Origin of the sequence: Gordonia sp. NPDC127522, assembly GCF_042672305.1 — a bacterium.
Classification (GTDB): Bacteria; Actinomycetota; Actinomycetes; order Mycobacteriales; family Mycobacteriaceae; genus Gordonia; species Gordonia hongkongensis.
Window position 1 is genome coordinate 771,096 of record NZ_JBHXVK010000001.1, and the last position, 25,731, is coordinate 796,826.

A 25,731-nucleotide genomic window follows, 5' to 3' on the forward strand; every position below is an offset into this window, starting at 1 on the left:
GGGGATGTGTCGTCGATGTTCGATTATGCGGATCCGGAGTCGCTGACGGATGAGGTGCTCGAGGGTCGGGTGCTGGGGTACGCCGCGCAGATCACGGCGCTGACAGCGGACTTCCTTGTCCTGGTGGCAGAACTGGATGAGCGGGAGTCGTGGCGGGGGCCGGGGATTCACTCGCTGGCGCACTGGTTGTCGTGGAAGGCCGGCATCGCACCGCGAACGGCGCATGAGCAGTTGAGGGTCGCCAAGGCGCTACGAGAATTGCCGATGATCCGCACGGCCTTTGGCGAAGGTCGGCTGACGTATTCGAAGGTCCGCGCGTTGACGCGAGTCGCCACGCCTGAACGTGAGCAGGAGTTGGTGAATCTGGCGTTGTCGGCGACGGCGAGTCAGTTGGATCGGGCGGTACGGGCGATGGGCCAGATCGACCGCAACCGGGGTGTCGAGGAGGAAAGCCGGCCGCCGGTGGAGTCGACGGGCCGGTGGAAGTGGAACGATGACGGGTCGTTGTCGGTGTCGTTGCGGTTGAGTCCGTTGGATGGGGCACGGTTCCTGGCTGGGACGGTGCGGGCAGAGTATGAACGCACCCGGACCTGCGACGATCCGGATCCACCGTCAGCTGAGAGTGTTCCGCGGAACACTGAACCCGGTCCGGTCGGGGAGGATGCCGTGGTGGATTCGGAGGTGGTTCCGTCTCGGCGGCGGGATCTGTGGCGGCAGGTGCCGTCGAATGTGGCGCCGGCGGTGGTGGCGATGGCCGACATGGTGCATGAGGGGATCGCGATGCCCGATCTTGCTCCGGGTGCGGAGATCCTGATCCATGCCGGTGACGGGGTGGAGTCGGCTCATCTCGATGATGGGCCGGCGTTGTCGGAGGCCGAGGTGGCCGAAGCCCGGTGCGGGGCGTCGACGCGGAATGTGGTGAGCCGCAGGGTTGCTGGTCAACCGGGGAAGCTGGCGTTGTTGGGGGTGGGTCGTCGGAAGCGGGCGCCGAACAAGGCGTTGGTGCGGGCGTTGTTCGTGCGGGATCGGTGCTGTCAGGTGCCGGGGTGTGGGCGTACGCGTCATCTGCATGCCCATCATGTGGTGTTCTGGTCGGCGGGTGGGCGGACCGATCCGGACAATCTGATCTTGTTGTGTGGGTCGTGTCATCGGTCGTTGCATCGGGGCGAGTTCGCGATCACCGCACATAGGAAGCAGCGGTTCACGTTTCATCGGCCTGACGGTTCGGAGATCGAGGTGGCGCCGCCGACGTCGAAACCGTCGGAGTGGCAACCAAACCCTCGTATCAGCACCGACGCGACGGTGCCGATCGGTGGTGGCCGGATGGACCTGGGGTACACGACCGAGGTGCTCTATGCGGTGTGGGAGTGGAAGCAGCGCAACGAGACTCGCTCAGCACCAGTCGTCCGAGAGGCGGCGTAGCTATTCCTCGCGCAGCTCATCGATGTCGGTCCGCGCGATCTCGGTGAGCCGGTCGAGGATTCGGGTGTAGGACGGGGACTGGCGGTGGACGAGGGAGGTGTGGGTCTCGCCGTCGAACATGTGCAGCTCGGCCGAGCCGCCGGCGGCGTCGAGAGCGGTCGCGTAGCGGCGGGAGTTGGTCGGATCGACATCGTCGTCGGCCAGTCCGTGGAACAAGGTGACCGGTAGCGCCGGATCGAGATTGCGGATGGGGTCGACCGAGTCATAGCGCGCGGGGACCTGTCGTGGTGTGCCACCCAGGACATGGGTGATCACCCGGTTGTTGCCGTGGTCGGCGGCGAAACGCATGTCGAGCGGGCCGGAGATGGACACCGCCCGAGAGGGCACGAAGGCAGGACGCGAGCCCACCTCGTCGTCGATTCGCAACTGCGGGTAGGTCTCGGCCATCGCGGGCACGTGGTCGAGTGCTCAGTTCTCGGCGGGGTCGGCATCGTCGGAATCGAGATACTCGACGCGGACGACGTCGAAGGATTCGGTCCCCGCGGGGACCCGGGGAGCCGTCGCGGGTCCGTGCGCAGCCGACGGCGTACCGGAAGACGGTGACGGCGTTGACGACTGCTGGTCCGGCGGCGTCGAGCAACCACCGGCCACGAGCGCGATCACGCCGACAGCCACCGCGACAATCCGACGTCTCATCGGTTATCGCAGACCGGAGGGCACGATCTTGCCGTTGACCGTCACGGTCACCTCGCCGGTCTCGGTGTTCTCGGAGATCTCGCCGTGCTCGAAGGTGACGACTTCGAGGTCACCGTCGATGGTCACGTCGCTCGTGGGCACACCGAGCGGTCCGGCCGAGCCGTTGGTGCCGAGGAGCAACGGGGTGCCGTCCGGGGCGCGCTCGGTGTTCCAGGCGTCCCGGATCTTGCCGGATGTGACGATGTACCCGGGCGTTGCGGGATCGCTGTTCTTCGCGATGGTCACGCCACCGCGGAACTGTTGGTAGACAACGCCACTCTCTCGCGTCCCCGCGTTGTGATCCCCGGTCAACGGCTTGCCCAGGGCGGCCCGCTGTGCCTCGGTCGCCGACGCGTACTTCACCGCGATCGGGCCGGTGAGGGTCACCTGCACGTCGTCCTCGCCCGTCACCGTCGTCTCGGTGGGTTCCGGCGCGGCGTTCTCCGCGACAGGGGAGGGCGGCGCTGTGTCGCTGGGCTCTGCGGTCGACGTCGACGTGCCGGTGGCCGAGGCACTCGCCGACGCGTCATCGACGTCAGAGCTGCCGCAGCCGGCGGCGAGCAACATGATCGCGAACAATCCGACGATCAACTCGGAGCGGCGGGATGCCACCAATCTCATGTGATCCTCTCGACCCTCGACTCGTCGGCCCAGGTGTATCACGGACCGCGACCCGTCGCCGGGCGGCTGCGGTTCACCCGTGCCGACGGCGGTATTCTCCCGCGGCACCCGGATGCAGGGGGATGGGTCCGGTGAGGATCAACGACTGCGCGTCGAGGAACTGGCTGCCGACCGCCTGTGCGGGCACGAGGTGAGCTGCCTGGTCGAGCAGCACGTCGACGATGGCCGCGGCGGTCGCATCCGGAACATCCCGACGGGCGAGCAGGAGATTCGCCACCCCGACGGTGGTGACCGCCGGGTGCCGGCCGTAGATGTCGGCCGGGATGCGTACGGGCTCGTACGCGGGTCCGAACCGCCGTCTCAAGCCCGCGACCACGTCACCGAGGTCGAGCAGGACGATCGGCACGCGCGGGTCGGTGAACGCCGGGGTCGGCAGACCGCCCGCCCACATGACGGCGTCGACCTCTCCCGCGGCGAGGGCGGCGCCGGCGTCGGCCATCGTCTGCTGGACCGGCCGGATGTCACGGCCGGCATCGAGGCCGGCCGCGGCGAGTACCCGCTCGGAGAGCCCGGCGGCGCCGGACCCCGGTGCTCCGACACTCACCGACCGCCCGCGCAGGTCGGCGACCGTCGCGATCCCGGACCCTGTGCGGACCGCCACCTGGAAGTAGTTCTCGTAGACGCAGCCGAGTGCCGTCAGCTGTGGGCCCGCGCGCTCGATGGCCGTGTCGCTGAGGCTGATCGCGAGTTCGGCGGAACCGTCCGTCAGGGCGTCGAGGTTCTCGGCCGAGCCGCCGGATTGCCGCGGGCGGATCTCCGGCGCGCCGGACCGGTCGGCTGCCGCCGCGAGGAGACCGGCGAACTCCCAGAAGAAGCCACCGGGCTCGCCCGCCGCGAGGCGGACCGGTGCACCCCGCTCTGTTCCGCACGCGGTCAGGAGAAGCAGCGCGCCCAGGCCGGTGGCCCCGCGGAGCATGGTCCGCCGGTCCACCGGCCCGCGCGCGAACGACATGGTGACACCTTAGGCCCGCCGGGCAACTGTCTCTGCGTCGAGGAAGGCCCGCCCCTGCTCGCGATCGAGCGGGGTCTCCGCCTTGTTGCGCAAGACGAAGATGTACACCATCAGCGATACCGCGATCACGACGGTGACGTAGGCGATGAACCACGGGACATGACCGCCGTTCTTCGCGGCCTGATAGATCAGCGGCGCGGTGCCGCCGAAAGCCGAGTTCGCGAGCGCGTAGCCCAGACCCACGCCCAGCGCGCGGACGTGAGAGGGGAAGAGCTCCGCCTTCACGATCGCGTTGATGGAGGTGTAGCCGGTGAGGATGATGTAGCCGATGGCAAGCAGGGTCAACGACGTTGCCACCGAGGTGGTCTGGGGCAGGTAGGTGATCAGGACGTAGGTGTACAGGACACCGCCGACGCCGAAGAAGATGAGGACGGGTTTGCGTCCGACCTTGTCGCTGATCATCCCGCCGATCGGCTGCAACACCATCAGGAAGATCAAACCGATGAGGTTGATCCAGGTCCCGGTGCGACCGTGGTCCTCGTAGGCGGTCTTGACGATGGCCGGCGCGTTGACGCTGTAGGTGTAAAACGCGATGGTGCCGCCGATGGTGACCAGGAAGCAGACCAGCAGAGGGCGCCAGTAGTTCAGGACGAGTTCGCGGATCGAGCCGGACTCGGAGTCGGCCCCGCTGCGGACGGCCTCCAACTGCTCCGGGGTGAGCGACTCGTCCATGCTGCGGCGCAGCCAGAAGACGACCACGGCGGCCACACCGCCGATGAGGAACGCGATGCGCCAACCGAAGTCGGAGATCTGGTCCTTGTCGAGGAAGCCCTGCATCACCAGCAGGGTGAGCTGCGCCAGCACGTGTCCGCCGATGAGCGTGACGTACTGGAACGACGAGAAGAAGCCGCGACGCTCCCGGGTGGCCGCCTCGGACATGTAGGTGGCCGACGCGCCGTACTCGCCACCGGTCGCGAATCCCTGCACCAGGCGGCAGAGCACCAGGACGACCGCCGCCCACACGCCGATCGACTCGCGACCCGGTGTCAGCGCGATGACCAATGAGCACGCCGCCATCAGCGACACGCTGAAGGTCAACGCGGCCCGGCGGCCCCGACGGTCGGCGTACCGACCGAAGAACCAGGAGCCGACCGGCCGCATCAGGAAGGTGACGGCGAAGATGGCGTACACGTAGACGGTCGAGTTCTTGTCGGCCGAGTCGAAGAACTGGCTCTCGAAGTACGTCGCGAAGACGGTGTAGACGTAGACGTCGTACCACTCGACGAGGTTGCCGGAGGACCCGCGCAGGGTGTTGAGCACGGCACGGCGCGTCGCCGCGGCCGACGACGTCGGCGGTTCGCTCCGGGCGTCCGCGGGGTGCCGGGTGGGCGAGTCGGTCATCAGGGTCCTCCAGGTCGTCGAACGTGCAACCGACCCGGTCCGGCGTCGGTGCCCCTAACACTGTGAACGCAGTCACAGGCGGAACGGAAGCCGATCGCCGTTTCCTAACACTCCCTTAGGACAGGTCGTCCACGGCTTCGTGGAACGGGACGTCGGCCGCCGGGATCCAGAGGTCCACCCGCAGTCCCGCGGGGCGTCCGGCGGTCACCTCCAGTTCGCCTCCGACTCCTTCGACAAGAGCCGCCGCGATGGCCAATCCGAGTCCGGAGCCGGGCCCGCTGTTCTCCGACGCGCGGAAGAACCGCTCCGTGATCCGTGGCAAGTCGTCCGCCGTCACGCCACGGCCGGTGTCGGCGACCCAGACCCGGATACGCGCTCCCTCGGATCGACAGCCCAGCTCTACGTGGGCACCCTCCCCGGCGTGGTTGACCGCGTTGCTCATCAGGACGTCCATCGCCCGGATGAGGTCGTCCTCGTCGAGCGCCGCGATCACCGACCCGGGCCGGGGCGGCGAAGCGATCGACGCCGACATCCCCGCGTCGGCGAGCGCGTCCGCCCAGAAATCGTGGCGCTCGACCAGCACGGCGGCGACGTCGCATACCCCCGTGGTGGAACCGGCGGGCCGCGACTCGGCGGTGGCGAGGACGAGTAGGTCGTCGACGATGCGGTCGAGCCGGTCGATCTCCAAGACGGTCTTCTGGTGCGATTCGAGCGAGCGGCCGGTCAATCCGAGGCCGAGGGTGTCGAGGCGAAAGCGGACCGCCGCCAACGGATTACGAAGTGCGTGCGCGGTGTCGGCGACCAGGCGGCGCTGGGCGGCGGTGGCGTTCTCGACGTCGTCCGCCATCGCGTCGAAGATCCGGGCCAGCTCGCGGACCTCCGGTGGGCCGGTGTGCCGTTGGCCGGGCGGCCCACCCAGGGGCGCTTCGTGCGCTGACGGGCCGCTGTCGATGATCGAGGCGCGCAGCGAGCGCACCCGTGCCGACAACGCCGTGAGTGGGCGAACGGTCCACCGCGACAACGCAACCGCGATCATCGACCCGATCACGAGCATCGCGAGGGCCCCGGCGGCGATCACGGCCCACGTTCTGACGACGTCGCGTTTCGCCGCCGTCGTCGACGCCTCGATGACGACCGCGCCGTCGACCTGGGTGCCCGTGCCGATCGGCAAGGCCACCAGTACCGAGTCGGGCGACCAGGGCGTCAGCCCCGACGCGATCCGCGTGCGCTGATTGCGCAATGCCTCCGAGACGGCCTCGGCCACCTTCGGTGACCGGGCTGCGAGGCCGGCCGACGCGCGCGTCGTGCCGGCCCGATCGACCACCACGACACCTTCGTCGTAGAGGTCGCGGTAGCGCTCGGCGGCCCGCTGGAGTTCCGTACCCCGCATCTCCGGATCCCGATCCGCGAGGTCGGCGAAATAGACCGCGGACGCGGTCCGGCTCTCGGTGAACCGTTGCAGCCGTTCACGACTCGCCGTCGTCGCGAGGGGCACCGCCAGGCCCAGGACCACGATCGCCGAATAGACGACGAGCACGAGCAACACGCGCCGCCACATCGTTCAGGTACCCCAGCGGTAGCCGTACCCGCGGATCGTCTCGATCACGCCGGGCCTGCCGAGCTTCGCCCGGAGCGCGGTCATGTGGACGTCGAGGCTTCGCGAGATGGCGACGTAGGCGTCGCCCCAGATCGCATCCATCAACTGTTCGCGGCTCACCGCCTCACCCCGGCGGGCGACGAGGTGCGCGAGGAGTTCGAACTCCTTGGGAGTGAGGGCGACGTCGGTGCCGCCCACGGTCACCAGTCGCGCGTCGAGATCGACGACGATGTCGCCGGTGGCGATCTGTCGCGCCGCCGGTGCCGGTGCGTCGGCGGTGCGCCGACGGGCGGCCACCTCCAGGCGCGCCATCAGCTCGCCGAGGCGCGCCGGTTTCACCACATAGTCGTCGGCGCCCCCGCGGAGCGCCCGCACCACCGACCTCTCGTCCTGCCGCGCGGTGAGCACCACGACCGGCATCTCACTCACCGCCCGCAACCTGCGCAGCACGGTCAGCCCGTCCTCATCGGGCAGCCCCAGGTCCAGCAGCGCGAGGTCGAATTCCCGGTGCCCGAGGAGGAGATCGGCGCCGCGGCGCATGCGACGGGGCTCGTGCCCGACCTCGTTCAGGGCGTCCACGAGCGCGTCGCCGACCCCGTCGTCGTCTTCCACCACCGCGATACGCATCGTCTCTCACGGTACGACTCACCGGACAGGCGCGTGCCCAGCGTCACGGCGGCGTCGCGGTTTGCTCACCGATACGATATGTTGATACTTACTGACGTATCAGTTCCGGGGCAGACGGGTAACCAGCATGAGTGTGACCAATGACCAGCAGAGTCGTGAATTGGTCTTCGCCGCCCTTGCCGACCAGGTTCGCCGCCAGATCCTGGACACACTCGCGTCCCACGGCGAATGCAGTGCCGGGTTCATCAGCGACCAGATCTCCTCGGTCGGTCGCACCACCGTGTCGACTCATCTCAAGGCACTGAAGATGTCCGGGGTCGTCGTCGAGCGGCGTGCGGGGCGGCACCGCTACTTCTCCATCGACCCAGCCGGCCCGGCCAACGACGCCCTGCAGTTCTTGCAAGGAGTGCTCGAGCGGGCCTTGGAGGCGGGAGAAGCCGCGAGTGACGCCGCCGTCCCCGAAATCCGTGAAGACAGGGCAAAGTCGCGGCGGCAAGCCTAGTCTGGCGCTGGTCCGGCTATCCGGAGGTGTTGTGTGCCGACTCTTTCCGTGACTGCCCAGATCCCTACCGCTGATCCGCCCGACATCGCGTTCGGTCGATTCGCGGCCGGCCAGTTACTCGATCTGGAATGCACCAGGTTGGCTGTGGGCGCGGCCGTGTCGGTATCCCTGCCGGTCGGCGGCGGTCAGGGTGTCGCGGGAATGCCGATCACCCTGCTGGGACATGTTGCCTCGGTTCGATGGGGCAGGTCAGTGGTGATCGTGCACCATCAGCCATGGCGTGGTCGGCTGACCGTGCGGTTCTTCGCCGACGGCAGTGGCTCGCGCGTGGTCGTGGAGTCCAGTCTGGATCAGGATGGTGTGACGTGGCTGGCCCACAAGCGCGGTTTCGGTCCGCCCGAGCCGTTGCGGCCGGACCGACACCGCATCGGATTGCTGGTCAGCAAATCCGGTTCCGCGGCGGTCTTCGCCCAGGCGACCGAGACGTTGGCCCAATTGGCGGTGGACGAGATCAATGCTGGGGGCGGCATCGGGGGTGTTCCCGTCGAATTGCTGGTCGGTGACGATGCCTCGGAGTCGCTGGCGGGAGCAACGGCGGCCACCCGGTTGCTGCGCAGTGGTTGCCGGGTCATCTTCGCATGTGTTACGTCGGCCACCTTCAACGCTGCTGCCTCCGTGCTGCAGGGCAAGGATGCGCTGCTGGTGCACACCGTCCTGAACGAGGGTGGTAGACCCAGTCCCACGACGGTGCGACTGGGGGAGCGGCCGCTGGCCCAAGCGCGCGCCGCCGTGCCTGCGCTGATGGCGGAAACAGGTAGCCGTAGATGGTTTTTCGTGGGCCACCGCTACTCGTGGTCCTATGGTGCGCACTGGGCGGTTCGGCGCGTGGTGGCCGAGAACCACGGGTCTGTTCTGGGCGACGCCTACCTCCCGCTGGGGACTCAGGACTTCACCTCGACCATCGCGGCGATCGAGGCTTCCGGCGCGGAGCTGATCCTGTCGTCGCTGGTTGGCCGGGACGAGGTCGTCTTCGAACGGCAATGCGCCCAGCGGGGACTGCGGGCCCGGACCAGAACGCTTGCGCTCGTGCTCGATGAGGCAACGTTGCAGCTGATCGGCGATACCGCTGCCGACGGTGTCTGGGCGGCCTTCGCGTACTTTCAGGGTGCTCTCGACGTCCATCGCGATCTCGAGAGTCGCTACCGGCACGAGCTGCACGATCTGATGCCACCGATGAGCTCGTTGTCCGAGACGACCTACGAAGCCATCAAGGCGTACGGGCAGGAGATGTCGACTGATCCCGACATGGACAGAGAACGGTTGCGGCGCAGACTGATAACCAGTACTGCAACCGCCGGCAACTCGCCGTCCCGTCCCATCATCCTGGCCGAATCGCGGCAGGGGACCCTGCGCCCCCGCCAGGCTACGAGTTAATGCGTCGCCACTCATTGACATATGTAGACCGGGGTACTACGTTCTGACTATGTGACGCGCGCCACGGTGGTGTCTGGCCGGGCCGCAGCGGCGGGCCCCCGAGGCGGCGGGTGGCGTGTCGTAGTGCGCTGTCGCGCAGTCGCATTCGACCGGTCGTCGGATCTCGGGAGGTGGGTGACATTGGCGAAACACAGTCTTAACGCGTCAATACGTCGATACCCATTGACCTATTGGCCGGCCGTTTCCTAGACTCGGGTTCGTTCATCAGCGAGAAGGCGCAACTGGCGGGGGAGTTGGTCTCGCATTCCGCTTCGAAAAGGAGAGAGCATGTCGGTTCGTCGTCCCAGTGTGGATGAAATAAGTTCTGCAGCCGCACATTTCGGGCTGACGCTGAATGCAGAGGATCGCGAGGAGTTCGCCGGGCTGGTCGACGGCGCGCTGGGCTCCTACGACGTGGTCGACGAGCTGTACGCCGCCTCGGCGACCACGGTGGCGCCGGCTCGTGAGTCCATCCCTGCCTCGGTCGACGGGTCGAATCCGTTGGGTGCGTGGTACATGCGTACCTCCATCACCGCCGACGAGCCGGGTGACACACGGCTCGCGGGTCGTCGGGTGGCGATCAAGGACAACGTCGCGGTGGCCGGTGTGCCGATGATGAACGGCTCGCGGTCGATGGAGGGATTCATTCCGGCGCGGGACGCGACCGTTGTGTCGAGGCTGTTGGACGCCGGTGCCGAGATCGCCGGGAAGGCTGTCTGCGAGGACCTCTGCTTCTCGGGGTCGAGCTTCACGCCCGCCAGCGGGCCGGTGCGCAACCCGTGGGACCCGGGCCGGGAGGCCGGCGGGTCCTCGGGTGGCAGTGCGGCGTTGGTCGCCAATGGCGACGTGGATCTCGCCATCGGCGGTGACCAGGGCGGATCGATCCGGATCCCGGCATCGTTCTGCGGGGTGGTGGGGCACAAACCCACCTTCGGCCTGGTGCCCTACACGGGAGCGTTTCCGATCGAGCGGACCGTCGACCATGTCGGGCCGATCACCCGCACAGTCGCCGACGCGGCTCTGATGCTGTCGGTGATCGCCGGTGCTGACGGACTCGACCCCCGCCAACCCGAAGGGATCACTCCGGGCGACTTTCTGGCGGGTCTCGCCGATGGGGTCCAGGGGTTGCGGATCGGTGTGGTGGCCGAGGGTTTCGGACACGCTGCCTCTCAGCTCGAGGTCGACTCGGTGGTGCAGGACGCGGCGAGACGGTTCGCCGACGCCGGAGCGGTCGTCGAGCAGACGAGCGTCGCGTGGCATCGCGACGCATTTCATGTCTGGAACGTGATCGCCACCGATGGTGGTGCCTACCAGATGCTCGACGGCAACGGGTACGGCCTCAATGCGGGCGGTCTCTACGACCCCGAGCAGATGGCGTTCTTCGCCCAGCATCGCATCGAGCACGCGGACGAGCTGTCCGAGACGGTCAAACTCGTTGCGCTCTGTGGCCATCACGGTGTCACTGCACTCGGGGGTGCCAGTTATGGCAAGGCCCGCAACCTCGTTCCGCTGATCCGAGCGGCCTATGACTCGGCCCTGCGCGACTACGACGTCCTGGTGATGCCGACCCTGCCGTATGTCGCGACCGAACTCCCCGAACCAGGAGTCGATCGTGCCACCTACGTGACCAAGGCGCTCGGCATGCTCGCGAACACCGCCCCACTCGATGTGACCGGTCATCCCGCACTGTCGGTTCCGGCCGGCGAGGTCAGCGGGCTGCCGGTGGGGATGATGATCATCGGCAAGCACTTCGACGATGCCACCGTGCTGCGCGTGGGGCACGCATTCGAGCAACTGGTCGGCGGGTTCCCCACGCCCCATCCGGCCTCGGTCGGCGCCTCGTCGTGAGCCGGCCAGCCAGTATGCCGACCATCACTGTCGAGCGATGTGCGAGTCCGTTGCCATCGCCGGAAACCGAGGAGGAGTTCGCATGAACGGAGTTTTCGATCTGGGCGGGACCGACGGTCTCGGTCCGGTCGTCGTGGTCGACGACGAACCGGTGTTTCGAGCCGAATGGGAGAAGCCGATGTTCACCATGTTCCCGGCGTGCTTCCGCGCCGGGTACTTCGGGGTCGATTCGTTTCGCCACGGCATGGAAAAGATGGACCCCGCGGTCTACCTGAAGGCACCGTACTACGAGCACTGGCTGTATTCGATCGAGAACCATGCCATCGCAGCCGGGGCGATCGATCCGGCCGAACTCGATCGTCGCACCGAGTACTACCTCGCGAACCCGGATGCCCCGCTGCCCGAGCACGAGCAGTCCGAGGAGCTCATCGAGTTCGTCAACGCTGTCGTCCCTGCGGGCGCGACCGCCATCCGCGAGACCGACAAGGTTGCTCGGTTCCGGGCGGGTGACGTGGTCACGGTGACCGACGTCAGCCCGTTCGGTCACACCCGACGGGCACGATACGTACGCGGAAAGACCGGAACCGTTGTCGCGCACCATGGTTCCTTCATCTACCCGGACACCGCAGGCAACGGGCTGGGCGAGGACCCCGAACATGTCTACACGGTGAAGTTCGCCGCCGAGGAACTGTGGGGAGCCGGTTACGCCGACCCGAACAGCTCGGTCTACTTCGATGTGTGGGACCCCTACATCGAATTCGCCCCAGAAGGATTCGCCACAAAAGGATTCACCACAGAAGGAGCAGAGTGATGAGCAACGGAGTACCGAGCCAGGAAGAGATCGCCGCACGCGTCAAGGCGCTGGAGTCGATGCTCATCGAGAACGGCGTGATGACCACGTCGATGGTCGACCGAATCGTCGACATCTACGAGAACGAGGTCGGCCCACAGCTCGGCGCAAAGGTGGTGGCCAAGGCATGGTCGGACCCGGAGTACCGCGCACGCCTCCTCGACGACGCGACCGAGGCCTGTAAGGAGTTGGGTATCAGCGGCTTGCAGGGCGAGGACATGCGTGTACTCGAAGACACCGATTCCGTGCACCATGCGATTGTGTGCACCCTGTGCTCCTGCTATCCGTGGCCGGTCCTCGGCCTGCCGCCGAACTGGTACAAGGAACCGCAGTACCGGTCGCGAATCGTGCGCGAGCCGCGCAAGGTCCTGGCCGAGGACTTCGGGTACGACGTCCCCGAATCCACCGAGATCCGCATCTGGGACTCGAGTTCGGAAATGCGGTACTGGGTGCTGCCCCAGCGACCCGCCGGCACCGACGGCTGGACCGAAGACCAACTCGCCGAGCTGGTGACCCGGGACTCGATGATCGGTGTCGGACCGGTCAAAGAGGTGTCGGCGTCATGAGCGCCACCGCACCGGCGACGACCCGGGAGCGCCAGATCGTCGAGGATCTCGTCTGTGATCTACCCGGTGGCCGACCCGAGGATCTCGCTTTCGACAGCCCCTGGGAGATCAGGGCTTTCGCCCTCGCCGTGGCCGCCCACCAGAGCGGGCAGTACGAGTGGGCGCAGTTCCAGGGTGCGCTGATCGCGTCGATCCAGGAGTGGGAGAGCTCGGTCGAGGACCTGTCCGATGAATCCTGGTCCTACTACCGGCACTGGGTCACCGCACTCGAACAGGTCCTCTCCGAGGTCGGCGCCGTGCATCCGGGCGACGTTGCCGGACGCACTGCCCGGGTTCTGGCCGCGCCGCCGAATCGCAACCACCACAAAGCCATTCTCGAACCGGTTGCGATCGACCCGGCCTCCGCGCCCTGAGTCCACTGCCATCGCCCAACCCGCTCGATCGAAAGGAAGCAACGTCATGTCCACCACCGGAACCACCACCACCCGCTCTGCCGCGCCCAGCTGGGCGGTACCCCATCTCGAGACCGCCAGTGTCGCACTCACACTGAGTCTGACCATGGCGCTGGCCCTGCTCGCGTACTACTTCATCGGTTACGACCAGGGCGCGGTGTCGGTCTTCGGTGCCGACACCCATGTGCACGAGTTCGTGCACGATGCCCGCCATTTCCTCGGCTTCCCGTGCCACTGACGACACTCGGACATCAGACCATGGAGAAGAAGTTCATCGGCGCGGGTCTCGGCGCCGGCCTGATCTCGGGAATCGTGACCTACGTCTTCGCCCGGATCTTCCTTCAGCCACAGGTGAGTGCGGCGATCTCCTACGAGGAGGGCCGCTCGGCCGCGCACGAGGCACTCGAGGGTGCCGGCGGGCACTCGCACGATCACGGAGAGGTCTTCAGTCGGGCGATGCAGGCCAATCTGGGTGCCGCCGTGGGCACCGTCGCCTTCGCTCTGTGCATGGGCGCGGTGTTCGCGGTCGCCTTCGCCGTTCTCTGGAGCTTCGTCGGCAAGCGTTACCCCGGCACCGACCCGCGGTGGGTGGCGGCAGCGGTCGGCGCGATCGGGTTCACCTCGGTGTTCGCGGTTCCCTTCCTCGTCTTTCCCGCCAACCCGCCCGCGGTCGGCAGCGGCGAGACCATCGGGTCGCGCACCAGCGCGTTCCTCACCATCACGGTGGTGTCGGTCCTCGCCGCCATCGCGGCGGTGGCCGTGGTCGTCGTGTGGCTGCGACCGCGGCTGGGTGGACTCACCTCGTCGCTGGTCGGTGTCCTCCTGTACCTGACGACCGTCGTGGTCGCCGCTCTCGCCCTGCCGAGCTTCGACGAGGTCCCCGGGCCGCTCATGGACGGGACCGGCATCGCCTATCCGGGCTTTCCCGCCGATGTACTGGGGGACTTCCGGATGTACACCATCGCCGATCACGCACTCTTGTGGACCACTCTGGCCGCATCGTTCGCACTGCTTGCCCACCGAGTTCTTTGCGCGCCCCGAGATCACGGCGCCGCCGATGCGGCCGTACCCGCCGTCAACGTCCCCCGTTGCTGAAATAACCAGCCAGACAATGTAATCAACCCGACGCACCCTCCAGAGGACAGCCCCCATGGAATCAGCGATCGACACCCATCTCACTTGCCCGCGCAGTATATCGCGGCGAGTACCCGACGACTACGAACCGCCCTTCCCCATGTGGGTGGGCCGCGCCGACGACCGGTTACAACAGGTCACCATGGCGTACCTGGGTGTGCAGTCATCCGGTGCCGAACACCGGACCGAAACACTCGCGGCGGTCCGGCAGATCGCGGCGAGCCTCGAGCACGCCGACGGACCCGCCCACCACGACATCACGCATCACACCGACAACCAGGGTTACGACAACTTCATGATCGTCGGCTACTGGAGCGATCCCAGTGCCTTCGGCAGGTGGATGAGCAGCCCCGACGTCGACTCTTGGTGGTCGTCCACCGACCGCGAGACCGGACCCCTCGGGTACTTCCGAGAGATCCTGTCGCCGCGAGTCGACCAGTTCGAGACCCTGTACGCCTTTCAGGAACAGCTGCCCGGCGTGGGCGCTCTGATGAACGGGATCAGCGGCGACATCAACGAGCACGGTTACTGGGGGTCGATGCGCGAACGAATCCCGTTGTCGCAGAACGATTGGATGCAACCGCGACGCGACGAGTCGCTGCGAGTGGTCTACGGAGATCCCGCGCACGGCGGCCGCGTCGTCGTCGCAGGGCATGACAACGTCGCCCTGATCCGTTCCGGCCAGGACTGGCGCGAGGCCGGACAGGCCGAGCGAGATCTCTACCTCGACGAGATCCAACCGACCTTGCAGGCGGGTATGGACTTCCTTCGCGACAACGGTGCCGACGTCGGCTGTTACAGCAACCGTCTCGTCCAGAACATCGATCTGGACGGCAATCCCGTCGACGAGACCTACAACATCGGGCACTGGCGGTCACTGGAGAAGCTTGAACGCTGGGCAGAATCGCACCCCACCCATCTCCGGATCTTCACCACCTTCTTCAAAGTGGCGACCGACCTGGACAAGCTGCGGCTGTACCACGAGGTGTCGGTGGCCGACGGCGCCAGCCAACTCTTCGAGTACATCAACTGCCACCCGGCGACCGGAATGATGCGCGACGCGGTCGTCGCGGCAACCGTCGACGCGTAGCCGGGCCCCTTCTCGGCGCTGCCGCCCGACGGTCGCGACCGATGCAGCGCCCACCCCACCCATCTGAGAAATCGTGAGGAAGATCGACATGACAGAGCAAGCAAGCCTCTATGACCGCCTGGGCGGACTCGAATCGGTGAAGTTCTTGGCCCGGACCCTGGTGGTGCGGGCGATGTTGAACCCGACGATCGGCCACATCTGGAATCACAAGACCGAGGCCGAAGTCCAGGAGGAGATCAGCGGATTCGTCGAATTCCTGGGTATGCACTGGGGTGGTCCGCACACCTACCACGGACCCGATATGGCCACCGCGCACCGGGGGATGGGCATCACCGAAGAGTATTGGGACGCTCTCTTCGACGACATCGTCACCCCCGCCTACGCCGAATTCGGTATCCCGCAACGGGAAGCAGAGGAGGTCGATGCCTTCCTGCGCTCGTTCAAGTCCGTGGTGGTCGGCAGCCCGTCGTTCAAGGACGTCCTCAAGGAACACCCTGACATGGACGTCATGCAGGGCATGAAGAGCGTGGGTGTGCACTGGCCGGCACCCGCGGCCGGCTGATACCTCGATCAGGACGAGGGAGATGGTCGTGAGTCGTCGACAGTGGCAGGCGGAAGTGTCTCTGCGGTGTATCGGTGCGGGTCTCTGCGTCGCAGTGGCCCCGGCTCATTTCGAGTTCACCGAGGGTCGCGCGCAGACCACGACGGACTCCATCGACACCGCCGAAGCCGTCGATGTCGTCCGCAACGCCGCGCACGTATGCCCCGCGCAAGCCATCGCCGTGTCGGAGATCTGAGGACCGACGGGGTCAGAGCACGATCTGCCGGTTGACGTCCTTGTAGAGGAGGTAGCGGAAGTTCGACGGCCCGCCGGCGTAGCAGGCCTGCGGGCAGAAGGCGCGCAGGGACATGTAGTCGCCCTCCTGGACCTCCACCCAGTCCTCGTTGAGCCGGTAAACGGCCTTGCCCTCCAGGACGTACAGACCGTGCTCCATCACGTGGGTCTCGGCGAAGGGGATCGATGCGCCGGGCTCGAAGGTCACGATGTTGACGTGCATGTCGTAGGTGAGATCCAGCGGATCGAGCATTCGCGTTGTGCGCCAGGCACCGTCGGTGTCGGGCATCGGCGTGGGCTCGATGTCGCGCTCGTTGCCGAACTTCGGGGCCGGCTCGTGACCCGCGATGGGCTCGTATCGCTTGCGGATCCAGTGGAAGGAGACGGGGACGTCGCCGCGGTTGTGTGCCGACCACGGTGTGCCCGCGGGCAGGTAGCCGAAGCCGCCGTCGGTCAGGACGTGTTCCTCTCCCGCGACGGTCACGGTCAGCGATCCGGCGGTGACGAAGACGAAACCCTCGACCTCCGACTGCGGTTCGGGCGCAGCCGATCCGCCGCCCGGGGCGACCTCGACGATGGTCTGGGCGAAGGTCTGCGCGCCGCCGGGCACCGGTCGGTTGAGCACCCACGCGCGGGTGTCGGTCCACTCCGGGAAGACCGAGGTGACGATGTCGCGGAGCACGCCACGTGGGATCACCGTGTACGCCTCGGTGACGACCGCGCGGTCGCTCAGCAGGTCGGTCTGCGGCGGGAGTCCACCGGCGGGGGTGTAGTACGGTGTCGCGTTCATCGGGATGTCCTCTGTGAGTGGGGGAGTGCGAAGTCGCGCACCTTCTCGATGGGCAGATCGGTCGCGGTCTCGACCTCGTCGACGGTCAGCGCGCCGCACACCTCGCCGCGTCGGATGAAGCCGGCGAGGGCGCGGGCCGTCGCGGGTTCGTCGAGCACCGACGACTCGAGCTTGTGCGCGTAGTTGCGCAGACGCACTGCGGCGGAATCGAATCCGTCGCGATAGAAGGCGTACGTGGCCAGGAAGCGGGTGACGAGTTGCGCGGGGTGCAGGTCCCACCCCTGATAGAAGCCGCGCTCGAGGTGGCGCCGGACCAGTCGCGCGTGCAATGCCCAGCCGGCTTCGACGGCCTCGGCGTCGCCGACGGGGAGGATGTTCGTCGACCCGTCCGACAACCGCACACCGGTGCCGGCCGCGGCGAGTTGCATCACGGCCTTCGCGTGATCGGCGACGGGATGTTCCATCGACTGATACGCCGCGGCGATGCCGAGGGATGCCGAATAGTCGTACGTTCCGTAGTGCAGTGCGGTCACCCGGCCCTCGCCGGCCTGGATCATCGCCGCCACGGCCGCGGTGCCGTCGGCGCTCATCACCGACTGCGGGGTCTCCACCTGGATCTCGAAACCGATGCGACCATCGGCGAGTCCGTGGACCCGCTCGAGTTCGCGGGCGACGGCGACCATCGCGACGACCTGATCGGTCGAGGTGACCTTGGGCAGCGTGAGCGTCAGACCCGCGGGGAGGTCCCCGGTGTCCGCGAGGCCGGCGACGAACAGGTCTAGGGTGCGCAGGCCGCGGGCGCGGACGTCGGCCTCGAAACACTTGAAGCGGATGCCGAGGAACGGCGGTGAGGCGTCGCCGGCCGCTCGGATCGCGGCGACGGCGGCGCTGACGTGCGCGTCCTCTTCGTCATCGGCGCGGACACCGTAGCCGTCCTCGAAGTCGATGCGCAGGTCCTCGATGGGCTCGGTGCGCAGCTTGTTCTCGACGAGATCCGCGAGTGCGGTGGCCGCCGAGTCGGTCCGGGCGACGGTCGAGCGGGCGATCGCGGCGAGGCCGCCGTGGTCGGCTGCTGCCTCCAGGGCGGAATGGCCCCACTCCCGGGCGAGGTCGGCGGTGTACCGGTCGGCGGGGACGTAGACCGTGTGGACCGGCTGCCGGCTCCCGTCGTCGCCCGGATACCGATCGGACAGCACCGCGTCCGACGGTGCAAGGGTGGCCTCGATCTCGGCGAGGAAGGCCGCGCCGAGGCGACCGGGTTGCACGCTCACGGCGCCCCCTTCGTGTCGGTTCAATGGAAATCAAATTCCGCAGAGCGGAGTTTACTCCAGAGCTGTCGGGTGCGACCACCCGTGTGCGCAGACGGACCCTGATTGTGGTTTCACATCATGGAACGTAGCGTGATGCCGGACTGTGGAGGTGGCGATGGCGGGGAACTCCGGCGGTGTGCAATCCGTCGAGCGCGCATTCGAACTGCTCGAGCTCATCGGGCGCGCCGGCGGCGAGTGCTCACTGAGCCATCTGTCGGCGGAATCCCCGCTTCCGCCCCCGACCATCCACCGGCTGCTGCGAACGCTCGTGGGAATCGGTTATGTCCGGCAGCTCCCGAACCGGTCGTACGCCCTGGGCCCCCGGCTCATCCGACTCGGCGAGGTGGCCAACCGGCAGCTCGGCGCGGTCGCCGCACCCGTCCTCGCCTCCCTGGTCGGCGAACTCAGCGAGACCGCCAGTCTCGCCGTCCTCGACGGCGACATGGTCATCTACGTGGCGCAGGTTCCGTCCCCGCACAGCATGCGCACCAACAACGAGGTCGGCCGTCGGGTCACGATGCACAACACCGCGGTCGGCAAGGCCGTGCTCGCCGAACTCGACGATGCGCGCATCCTCAAACACGTCACGCAGGCCGGGCTCACCCCCGCCACCCAGTGGAGCGTCACGTCGCTGTCGGGTGTGTTCGCGGCCGTCGAGCAGGTACGGGCGAGCGGGGTCGCCACCGATGAACAGGAACACGAGGTCGGCGTCTGCGGGATGGCGGTCGCCGTCCCCGGTGCGCCCACGCCCATGGCGGTCGGGATCTCCGGGCCGGTCGCCCGATTCGACGACGTGCTCCGGGCCCGCGCGGTCGGGGCGCTCCGCACGGCCGCGGAGACCGTGTCCGAGGCGCTGATCGGGTCGCGCGAGTCCTAGGGGGAGGGCGGCTAGATGGTCAGTTTCGTGGGCGTCGTGCGGTTGGCGCCGTCGCCGCTGGAACCGTCGCCGACCTGACCGTCGTTGTTGAATCCCCAGCAGTACACCGACGCGGTCGCCATCGCGCACGACGTCCCGTTGCCGGTCGAGATCGAGGTGACGTCGGTCAGCGTCGAGACCTCGCGGGGGATCTTCACCGACCCGCCGGACGAGCCGAGCTGGCTGCGGTCGTCGTCTCCCCAGCAGAAGGCCCGGTCGTCGGAGACCGCGCAGGTGGTGCCCCAGTCGGTGGAGATGGCCGAGACGCCGCTCAGATTGCCGACCTGAACGGGGGCCTGGCGGGTCTCGGTCGTGCCGTCGCCGATCTGGCCATAGGCGTTGGAACCCCAGCACCACGCGTCGCCACCGGCGACCGCACACGTCGTCTGGAAGTACGTGCTGGTGTTCGTGTTCGGATCGTCGTCGTCGGATGCCTCGTGGTAGCCGCCGACGGCGATGTCGGTGACGTCCGTCAGTGAGCCGACCTTCACCGGTGCCGAACGCGCCGTCGTGCTGCCGTCGCCGATCTGACCGTTGTCGTTGGCGCCCCAGCAGAACGCCGAGCCGTCGGACACCGCGCAGGTGGTGCCGTAGGCGGTGGTGATGTCGGTGACGACGCCGAGTCCCGGGACCTTCGTCGGTGCCGAGACCGGGTCGGTGCCGCCGCCGGTGCCGAGCTGGCCGTATTCGTTGTTCCCCCAGCAGTAGGCGTCGGTGCCGGCGACCGCGCAGGTGGTGCCCCAGCCGGTGGAGATCGCCTTGACGTCGGAGATGGTGCCGACCTTCGTGGCGGAGTCCACCGTCGAACCGCTGGAACCGTTGCCGACTTCGCCGTAATGGTTGTTGCCCCAACAGAATGCGTCGCCGGCGGCGATGGCGCAGGCCGTCGAGACGTAGGCGTTCTCGCCGGTGAGGTAACCGCCGGTGGTGACCGCGGTCGCGTTGGCGACCCCGGTCACCGCCACCGGTCGGGTGTGCGGCGTCGTGGAACCGTCACCGAGCTGACCGGAGTCGTTGTCGCCCCAGCAGTGCACGCTGCCGTTGACCACGGCGCAGCTGCTGCCGAAGTTCGTGCTCACCACCGGCTGCGCGACGGTCGCCTTCTCCGGGTCGTCGACGGTGCTGCCCAGGACGGCCAGTCCCACGACGGCGGCGACCACCAGCAGCAGCACGGCGCCGAGGACGCCGGCGACGATGAGGCCGGTCCGCTTCTTCTTTTTCGGCGGGACCGGCGGCATACCCGGGTAGCCGACCTGAGGATGCCCGGGCTGCGCGTGCGGGCCCGAGAGGTGAGGGGCCGAGGAGTACATCGGCTGGGGACCCGACGGTTTGTTCATCAGCGGTTGCGGGCCCGACGGTCCGGTCATCGTCGGCTGCGGCGGCGGGGTGTACTGGCCATGGGATGGACCGAACTGCTGCTGGGGTCCCGAGGGGTGACCCGTGGACGGGCCGCCGGTGCCACCACCGACGAGGGTGGGCGGCGGAACCGAACCCGCGATCATCGTGTTGCCCTGTGCAGCAGGGGATTCGAGCGCCGACTTCAAGGCGGCTGCGAAACTGCGGCAGTCGGGGTAGCGGGATGCGGGATTCTTCGACAGGGCGCGCTGGAACACCGGGTCGAGGTGCGCGAGGTCGCCGCGCAGCTGGCCGATGTGGGGGACCGGGCGCTGGATGTGGCCCAGCATCACCGACGGTTCGGACTGTCCGACGAAGGGCGGCTGCCCCGCGAGCATCGCGTAGGCCGTGCAGGCCAGCGAGTACTGGTCCGATCGGGCTGTGGCGTCGGCGCCCTCGAGTGTCTCCGGGGCCGAGAAGGCGACCGTCCCGATGAACGAATGGGTGCCGGTCAGGTTGGCCGAGCCGGCGAGCTTGGCGATGCCGAAGTCGAGCACGAGGGCACGGTCGACGGCGTTCGTCGCCGGATCGCGCGTGACCAGGATGTTGGCGGGCTTGATGTCCCGGTGCACCACGTGGTGACGGTGCGCGTAGTCGAGGGCGTCGGCCACCTGTCCGACGACCGTCGACACCTCCACCGGCGTCAGACGTTCCTCGGTGAGGTCCTTGCCCTCGACGTAACTCATCGAGAACCAGGGCGAGCCGTCGGAGATGCCGTACTGGTGGATGGTGATGATGCTGCGATGGTCGAGTTTCGCGGTGGTGCGGGCCTCGTTGGTGAAGCGCTGGTTGAACCCGGGCTGGGCACTGACCGCCGTGGAGATGACCTTCAGGGCCTCTCGCCGCTCGAGTTGCAGGTTCTCGACGAGGTACACCTCGCCCATACCGCCCGCGCCGAGCTGGGAGACCACGCGATAACCGGCGATGTGGGTGCCGGGACTCAACGGCACGGCGTCACCTCATTTCTGGCTTGGCGGGAGAGCGGCTGCCAAATGGCTGCTCTCGCAAACGTATGCAGGGACGATACCGAACCGGGAACGGTCCGGGGCACCCTTCAACCGGATGACGGAGCCGACGCTAGAACGTGACCTGAGTGGGGGTCAGACGGTCGTCGGTGCCCCCGACGCCGAGCTGTCCGGTGGCGTTGAAACCCCAGCACCACAGGTATGACGACGCGAGCGCGCACGTGGTTCGTTCGCCGGTGGACACCGCGCCGACATCGGACAATCCGTTCACCCGGGTGGGCGCCGGCCGGTCGGTCAGGGTGCCGTCGCCGACCGAGCCCCAGGCATTGGCGCCCCAGCAGTACGCGACCCCGGCCGCGAGTGCGCAGGTGGTGTTCGACGTGCCGGTGCTGATGGCCTCGACTCCGTCCAGGCCGGACACCGGCGTCGCCGTGCGTCGGCCGTAGGTGGTGCCGTCGCCGAGCTGGCCGAACGCGTTGTCGCCCCAGCAATATGCACTCGCCCCGGCGATCGCGCAGGCGGTCGCGGCGCCCGCGGAGACCGACGTCGCGCCGTCCAGGTCGGCGACCCGGGTCGGGCGGGGGCGGTTGGTGGTCGTGCCGTCGCCGACCTGTCCGTTGTCGTTGAGCCCCCAGCAGTAGGCGTCGCCGGCCGCGACGGCACATGTGAAGTTCACGCCGACGCTGATGGCGGTCACGTCGTCGAGCCCGGCAACCCGGACCGGCCGGTACTGATTCGCGGTCGAACCGTCGCCGAGCTGGTCGAAGTCGTTGGTGCCCCAGCAGTACGCCGAGCCCGCCGAGATCGCGCACGTGGCCCAGTTGGCGGTCGAGATGGCGGTGACATCGGCGAGACCGTCGACCCGGGTCGGCGTCAGCCGCGCGTCGGTCGTGCCGTCGCCGATCTGCCCGTAGTCGTTGTTCCCCCAGCAGTACGCGAGTCCCTCGGCGATCGCACAGCTGTTGGGTCCGCCGGTGCTGATCGCGGTGACGCCGCTGAGATCGGCGACCGGCGTGGGCGTCTGGCGGGTGTCGGTCGTGCCGTCGCCGAGTTGGCCGGCCGCGTTGTCGCCCCAGCAATAGGCGGTTCCGTCCCGGATCGAACACGTGGCCCCGAGTCCGGCGCTGAGCTGGGCGCCGGCATCGGCCGCCGCGATCGGCGACGACGGGGCGTCGGACGTGTCCCGGCCATCGCCGCCGCCTAGGGTGAGGACCCCGATCGCGACGACGACGGCCAGCACCCCGACCACGGCGACCGCGGCGAGGGCGAGCGGCCACCGTCGCCGGTGGGAGGGCGTCGGGGGCGCGGGGGATGGGGAGACCCACGGTTGGGTCGGTTTCGCCGATGGAGGCGGGGTGATGACCTGGGTCGCAGCCACGGGCGCGGGTGCTCGGCCGTCGGAGTGGGTTCGCCCCAGCGCGGCGCGCAGATCCGCGGCGAACGCACCGCAGGTGGGGTAGCGGTCGAGGGGGCCGCGCGCGAGCGCACGGTCGAGGACGGGATCGAGGGCGGCGAGCTCGGGGCGGTGGGTGCTGATCGGCGCCGGGCGTGTCGTGAGCTTGGCGACGATGTGACGGGTCTGAGTGTCGGCGTCGAACGGGGTTGCGCCGGAGAGCAATTCGTAGGCCGTGCAGGCCAGCGCGTACTGATCCGATGCGGGGCCCGCGGGTTTGCCGTCGAGGATCTCCGGCGCGGCGTAGACGAGGGTGCCCACGAACGACGACGCCGCCGTCAGGGTGGTCGCGGTGGTGAGCTTGGCGATCCCGAAGTCGAGCACGACGACGCGGTCGAGGGCGTCGTCCATCGCACGGCGGGTGACCATGATGTTGGCGGGTTTGATGTCGCGGTGGATCACGCCGTGCTCGTGTGCGTGGTCGAGCGCGTCGGCGACCCGGGAGACGACCGCCGCCACCTCGTCCGGGCGGAGCGAGGCGCGTCGGAGGTCGCGGCCGTCGAGGTAGGCCATCGTGAACCAGGGGTCGCCGTCGGCGACGCCGTAGTGGTAGATCGTGACGATCGAGGGATGGTCGAGGGCTGCCGCGGTCTGTGCCTCGCGACTGAACCGTCGCGCGAACTCCTCGTCGACGGTGTCGGCGATCGAGATCACCTTGAGGGCCTCGCGTCGGCGGAGCTGCGGATTCTCGACCAGGTAGACGGTGCCCATCCCGCCGCTGCCCAGCCGCGTGATCACCCGGTAGCCGGCGACCTGGACCGGTTGGGCGACCATGGGCGCCTCCTGGGGTGTGACCTGTGTTGCGCCGACGATAGCCCGGGCACGGCACTCCCGCCCCGGACACGGCGCTTGTTCATTCGAACGGCATGGCAGAATGCTCGACGTGGCAAACAAATCTGGCGCTGAAACACCCTCCTCCGGCGAAGCGGGGGCCGGCACCGGCAAGGTCGTCGAATCTGCCAAGGGCAAGAAGCACTACGTCGACAACGGCTGGCCGCAGGACGAGAACGGCGACGCCGCCGAGCATGCGGTCTCCGAACTCGCGACCCACATCTCGGGTGCGTTGTCGCCGTTCGGCGACACCGAGTTCCCGCTTCCGGTCGACGACCTGCCGTTCGTGCAGTCGAAGACCATCGTCAACCGCTGACGTCGATGCCGCCCGCCGGAACTGACGAAGGTGGGTCGGACGCGCGGGACACCGGGCCGGCCGGCGGCTCCCGGCTGAGTCATCTGGACGAGTCCGGAACAGCCCGCATGGTCGACGTCGGAGCCAAGCCGACGACGAAGCGTCGCGCCGTCGCCGCCGGCACATTCCGCACCACCGCCGAGGTGATCGGTCTCCTCAGCGAGTCGCGGCTGCCCAAAGGAGATGTGCTCGCCACGGCGCGCATCGCCGGGATCATGGCGGCCAAACGCACCGACGAGCTGATCCCGCTGTGCCATCAGCTGGCGTTGTCGTCGGTGGAGGTCGACTTCGCGATCGGCGCCGACACGATCGAGGTCACCGCGACGGTGGCCACCTCCGGACAGACGGGTGTGGAGATGGAGGCGTTGACCGCGGTCGCAGTCGCCGGGCTGACACTCCACGACATGGTCAAGGCCGTCGACCGACGGGCGCAGATGGACGGCATCCGCCTGCTCGCCAAGACCGGCGGCAAATCCGGCGACTGGTACCGCGAACCGTCTGACCCGGCTCATGACTGACCGCAAACCTTCCCGCGTCGCGCGCGTCGTCGTCGCGTCGAACCGCGCCAGCAGCGGTGTCTACGAAGACCGGTCCGGACCGATCATCGAGGCCTGGCTGGTCGATCAGGGTTTCACCGTCGACGAGTGCGACGTCGTCGCCGACGGCCCGCCGGTCGGCGAGGCCCTCCGCGCCGCGATCTACGCCGAGGTCGACCTCGTCATCACCACGGGCGGAACGGGTGTGACGCCCACGGACCGGACTCCGGAACAGACCCGCCCGCTCCTCGACGTCGAGATCCCGGGTCTGGCCGACGCCATCAGGTCGGCCGGGCTGCCGACGGTGCCCACCGCGGTCCTCTCGCGCGGACTCGCCGGAATCGCCGGGACGACGCTCGTCGTGAACCTGCCCGGTTCGACCGGCGGGGTCCGCGACGGGCTCGGCGTGCTCGAAGGCGTCCTGCACCACGCGCTCGATCAGATCCGCGGAGGAGACCACCGATGATGCGAGATCCCGGCACGCACGTGGTGCACACCGCCGTCGTCGACGAGCCGATCACGCTCTCCGAGCACGAGGCGATGGTCATCGATGCGGCCGACGGCAAGGCCGGTGCGGTGGTCGGATTCGTGGGCGCGGTCCGCGACCACGACGGCGGCCGATCCGTGACCGCCCTGCACTATTCGGGGCATCCCACGGCGACGACGGTGCTGGCCGAGGTCGTCGAGGAGGTCTCCGCGGTCGACGGCGTGCGCGCGGTCGCCGTGTCCCATCGGGTCGGCGACCTCGTGATCGGCGACATCGCGTTCGTGGTCGCGGTGGCGGCCGACCATCGTCGGGCGGCGTTCGAGACCTGCTCGCGCCTCGTCGACGAGGTCAAGGCCCGCCTCCCGGTCTGGAAACACCAGTTCTTCGACGACGGCACCGACGAGTGGGTCAACTCGGCCTGACTCCGCCCCGCTGGTTGAGCTGACCCCCCCGGTGGTTGAGCTGACCCCCCGCCGGTTGAGCTGCCCCCCCGCTGGTTGAGCTTGTCGAAACCATTGGAAAAGGGCC

Annotated in this window: 28 protein-coding genes; 17 read left to right on the forward strand and 11 right to left on the reverse strand. The window is 68.1% G+C overall.

Going from position 1 to position 25,731, the window contains the following annotated elements:
• The first annotated feature begins 15 nt into the window (after positions 1-15).
• On the forward strand, positions 16-1,422 hold the full coding sequence (locus ACFVHY_RS03515) for an HNH endonuclease (RefSeq protein WP_390268397.1): 1,407 nt from the start codon (positions 16-18) through the stop codon (positions 1,420-1,422).
• Here ACFVHY_RS03515 and ACFVHY_RS03520 read toward each other — a convergent pair whose 3' ends face one another.
• From ACFVHY_RS03520 to ACFVHY_RS03550, 7 genes are all read right to left on the reverse strand, one after another.
• Positions 1,423-1,869, reverse strand: a complete 447-nt coding sequence (locus ACFVHY_RS03520) for an alpha/beta hydrolase family protein (RefSeq protein ID WP_390268400.1) — start codon at positions 1,867-1,869, stop codon at positions 1,423-1,425.
• Between the two features lie 21 nt (positions 1,870-1,890).
• Positions 1,891-2,118: a hypothetical protein gene (locus ACFVHY_RS03525; protein WP_390268403.1), complete on the reverse strand. Its 228-nt coding sequence runs from the start codon at positions 2,116-2,118 to the stop codon at positions 1,891-1,893.
• 3 nt (positions 2,119-2,121) lie between these two features.
• Complete coding sequence (locus ACFVHY_RS03530) at positions 2,122-2,778, reverse strand: LGFP repeat-containing protein (protein WP_390268406.1); 657 nt, start codon at positions 2,776-2,778, stop codon at positions 2,122-2,124.
• Between the two features lie 73 nt (positions 2,779-2,851).
• Positions 2,852-3,790, reverse strand: a complete 939-nt coding sequence (locus tag ACFVHY_RS03535; RefSeq protein WP_390268409.1) for a TAXI family TRAP transporter solute-binding subunit — start codon at positions 3,788-3,790, stop codon at positions 2,852-2,854.
• 9 nt (positions 3,791-3,799) lie between these two features.
• Positions 3,800-5,191 carry an MFS transporter gene (locus ACFVHY_RS03540; RefSeq protein WP_390268412.1) on the reverse strand — a complete coding sequence of 464 codons (1,392 nt, stop codon included), beginning with the start codon at positions 5,189-5,191 and terminating at the stop codon, positions 3,800-3,802.
• A 115-nt stretch (positions 5,192-5,306) separates the two neighbouring features.
• Positions 5,307-6,749 carry a sensor histidine kinase gene (locus tag ACFVHY_RS03545; protein WP_390268415.1) on the reverse strand — a complete coding sequence of 481 codons (1,443 nt, stop codon included), beginning with the start codon at positions 6,747-6,749 and terminating at the stop codon, positions 5,307-5,309.
• A gap of 3 nt (positions 6,750-6,752) precedes the next feature.
• Entirely contained in the window at positions 6,753-7,415 is a 663-nt protein-coding gene (locus tag ACFVHY_RS03550; RefSeq protein ID WP_390268418.1) for a response regulator transcription factor, read from the reverse strand.
• Between the two features lie 127 nt (positions 7,416-7,542).
• On the opposite strand from ACFVHY_RS03550, the gene ACFVHY_RS03555 reads away from it, so the two are divergent.
• The 11 genes from ACFVHY_RS03555 (at position 7,543) to ACFVHY_RS03605 (ending at position 16,127) form a co-directional block, all read left to right on the forward strand.
• On the forward strand, positions 7,543-7,917 hold the full coding sequence (locus ACFVHY_RS03555; RefSeq protein ID WP_390268421.1) for an ArsR/SmtB family transcription factor: 375 nt from the start codon (positions 7,543-7,545) through the stop codon (positions 7,915-7,917).
• A gap of 48 nt (positions 7,918-7,965) precedes the next feature.
• Complete coding sequence (locus ACFVHY_RS03560; protein ID WP_390268424.1) at positions 7,966-9,351, forward strand: ABC transporter substrate-binding protein; 1,386 nt, start codon at positions 7,966-7,968, stop codon at positions 9,349-9,351.
• Positions 9,352-9,678: 327 nt separating this feature from the next.
• A complete protein-coding gene (locus ACFVHY_RS03565) occupies positions 9,679-11,238 on the forward strand; it encodes an amidase (protein WP_390268427.1) in 1,560 nt (519 codons plus the stop codon).
• Between the two features lie 82 nt (positions 11,239-11,320).
• Positions 11,321-12,049, forward strand: coding sequence for a nitrile hydratase subunit beta (nthB, locus tag ACFVHY_RS03570; protein WP_390268430.1), 729 nt, complete (start codon positions 11,321-11,323; stop codon positions 12,047-12,049).
• A complete protein-coding gene (gene nthA, locus ACFVHY_RS03575) occupies positions 12,049-12,654 on the forward strand; it encodes a nitrile hydratase subunit alpha (RefSeq protein ID WP_086535295.1) in 606 nt (201 codons plus the stop codon). The genes nthB and nthA overlap by 1 nt, the downstream gene beginning before the upstream one ends.
• Complete coding sequence (locus tag ACFVHY_RS03580) at positions 12,651-13,067, forward strand: nitrile hydratase accessory protein (RefSeq protein ID WP_086535294.1); 417 nt, start codon at positions 12,651-12,653, stop codon at positions 13,065-13,067. Before nthA ends, ACFVHY_RS03580 begins: the two co-directional genes overlap by 4 nt.
• Positions 13,068-13,113: 46 nt before the next feature.
• The gene (locus ACFVHY_RS03585; RefSeq protein ID WP_390268434.1) at positions 13,114-13,344 is read left to right on the forward strand and encodes a CbtB-domain containing protein; all 231 of its coding nucleotides are present in this window, start codon (positions 13,114-13,116) and stop codon (positions 13,342-13,344) included.
• A 20-nt stretch (positions 13,345-13,364) separates the two neighbouring features.
• On the forward strand, positions 13,365-14,201 hold the full coding sequence (locus tag ACFVHY_RS03590) for a CbtA family protein (RefSeq protein ID WP_390268822.1): 837 nt from the start codon (positions 13,365-13,367) through the stop codon (positions 14,199-14,201).
• A gap of 55 nt (positions 14,202-14,256) precedes the next feature.
• The gene (locus ACFVHY_RS03595) at positions 14,257-15,330 is read left to right on the forward strand and encodes a phenylacetaldoxime dehydratase family protein (RefSeq protein WP_390268436.1); all 1,074 of its coding nucleotides are present in this window, start codon (positions 14,257-14,259) and stop codon (positions 15,328-15,330) included.
• An 88-nt stretch (positions 15,331-15,418) separates the two neighbouring features.
• Complete coding sequence (locus tag ACFVHY_RS03600) at positions 15,419-15,892, forward strand: group 1 truncated hemoglobin (RefSeq protein ID WP_390268439.1); 474 nt, start codon at positions 15,419-15,421, stop codon at positions 15,890-15,892.
• 28 nt (positions 15,893-15,920) lie between these two features.
• Positions 15,921-16,127, forward strand: coding sequence for a ferredoxin (locus ACFVHY_RS03605; protein WP_158097806.1), 207 nt, complete (start codon positions 15,921-15,923; stop codon positions 16,125-16,127).
• Between the two features lie 12 nt (positions 16,128-16,139).
• On the opposite strand, the gene ACFVHY_RS03610 is transcribed toward ACFVHY_RS03605, so the two are convergent.
• Together ACFVHY_RS03610 and ACFVHY_RS03615 are read right to left on the reverse strand one after the other, a co-directional pair.
• The gene (locus tag ACFVHY_RS03610; protein WP_390268442.1) at positions 16,140-16,955 is read right to left on the reverse strand and encodes a bifunctional allantoicase/(S)-ureidoglycine aminohydrolase; all 816 of its coding nucleotides are present in this window, start codon (positions 16,953-16,955) and stop codon (positions 16,140-16,142) included.
• Positions 16,952-18,226, reverse strand: coding sequence for a DUF6986 family protein (locus tag ACFVHY_RS03615; protein ID WP_390268445.1), 1,275 nt, complete (start codon positions 18,224-18,226; stop codon positions 16,952-16,954). Before ACFVHY_RS03615 ends, ACFVHY_RS03610 begins: the two co-directional genes overlap by 4 nt.
• A 154-nt stretch (positions 18,227-18,380) precedes the next feature.
• Here ACFVHY_RS03615 and ACFVHY_RS03620 point away from each other — a divergent pair, with 154 nt between their 5' ends.
• Complete coding sequence (locus ACFVHY_RS03620; RefSeq protein ID WP_390268448.1) at positions 18,381-19,142, forward strand: IclR family transcriptional regulator; 762 nt, start codon at positions 18,381-18,383, stop codon at positions 19,140-19,142.
• An 11-nt stretch (positions 19,143-19,153) separates the two neighbouring features.
• Here ACFVHY_RS03620 and ACFVHY_RS03625 read toward each other — a convergent pair whose 3' ends face one another.
• Both ACFVHY_RS03625 and ACFVHY_RS03630 read right to left on the reverse strand, forming a co-directional pair.
• Positions 19,154-21,526, reverse strand: coding sequence for a protein kinase (locus ACFVHY_RS03625; protein WP_390268451.1), 2,373 nt, complete (start codon positions 21,524-21,526; stop codon positions 19,154-19,156).
• Positions 21,527-21,653: 127 nt separating this feature from the next.
• On the reverse strand, positions 21,654-23,768 hold the full coding sequence (locus ACFVHY_RS03630) for a protein kinase (RefSeq protein ID WP_390268455.1): 2,115 nt from the start codon (positions 23,766-23,768) through the stop codon (positions 21,654-21,656).
• A 100-nt stretch (positions 23,769-23,868) separates the two neighbouring features.
• Here ACFVHY_RS03630 and ACFVHY_RS03635 point away from each other — a divergent pair, with 100 nt between their 5' ends.
• Genes ACFVHY_RS03635 through ACFVHY_RS03650 form a run of 4 tightly spaced genes read left to right on the forward strand, consistent with a single transcriptional unit; the run spans position 23,869 to position 25,625 of the window.
• Positions 23,869-24,141, forward strand: a complete 273-nt coding sequence (locus tag ACFVHY_RS03635) for a hypothetical protein (protein WP_390268458.1) — start codon at positions 23,869-23,871, stop codon at positions 24,139-24,141.
• A 5-nt stretch (positions 24,142-24,146) separates the two neighbouring features.
• Positions 24,147-24,698: a cyclic pyranopterin monophosphate synthase MoaC gene (gene moaC, locus ACFVHY_RS03640; protein ID WP_390268461.1), complete on the forward strand. Its 552-nt coding sequence runs from the start codon at positions 24,147-24,149 to the stop codon at positions 24,696-24,698.
• A complete protein-coding gene (locus ACFVHY_RS03645; RefSeq protein ID WP_390268464.1) occupies positions 24,691-25,182 on the forward strand; it encodes a molybdenum cofactor biosynthesis protein B in 492 nt (163 codons plus the stop codon). Before moaC ends, ACFVHY_RS03645 begins: the two co-directional genes overlap by 8 nt.
• A complete protein-coding gene (locus tag ACFVHY_RS03650) occupies positions 25,179-25,625 on the forward strand; it encodes a molybdenum cofactor biosynthesis protein MoaE (RefSeq protein WP_390268467.1) in 447 nt (148 codons plus the stop codon). Before ACFVHY_RS03645 ends, ACFVHY_RS03650 begins: the two co-directional genes overlap by 4 nt.
• Positions 25,626-25,731: the final 106 nt, after the last annotated feature.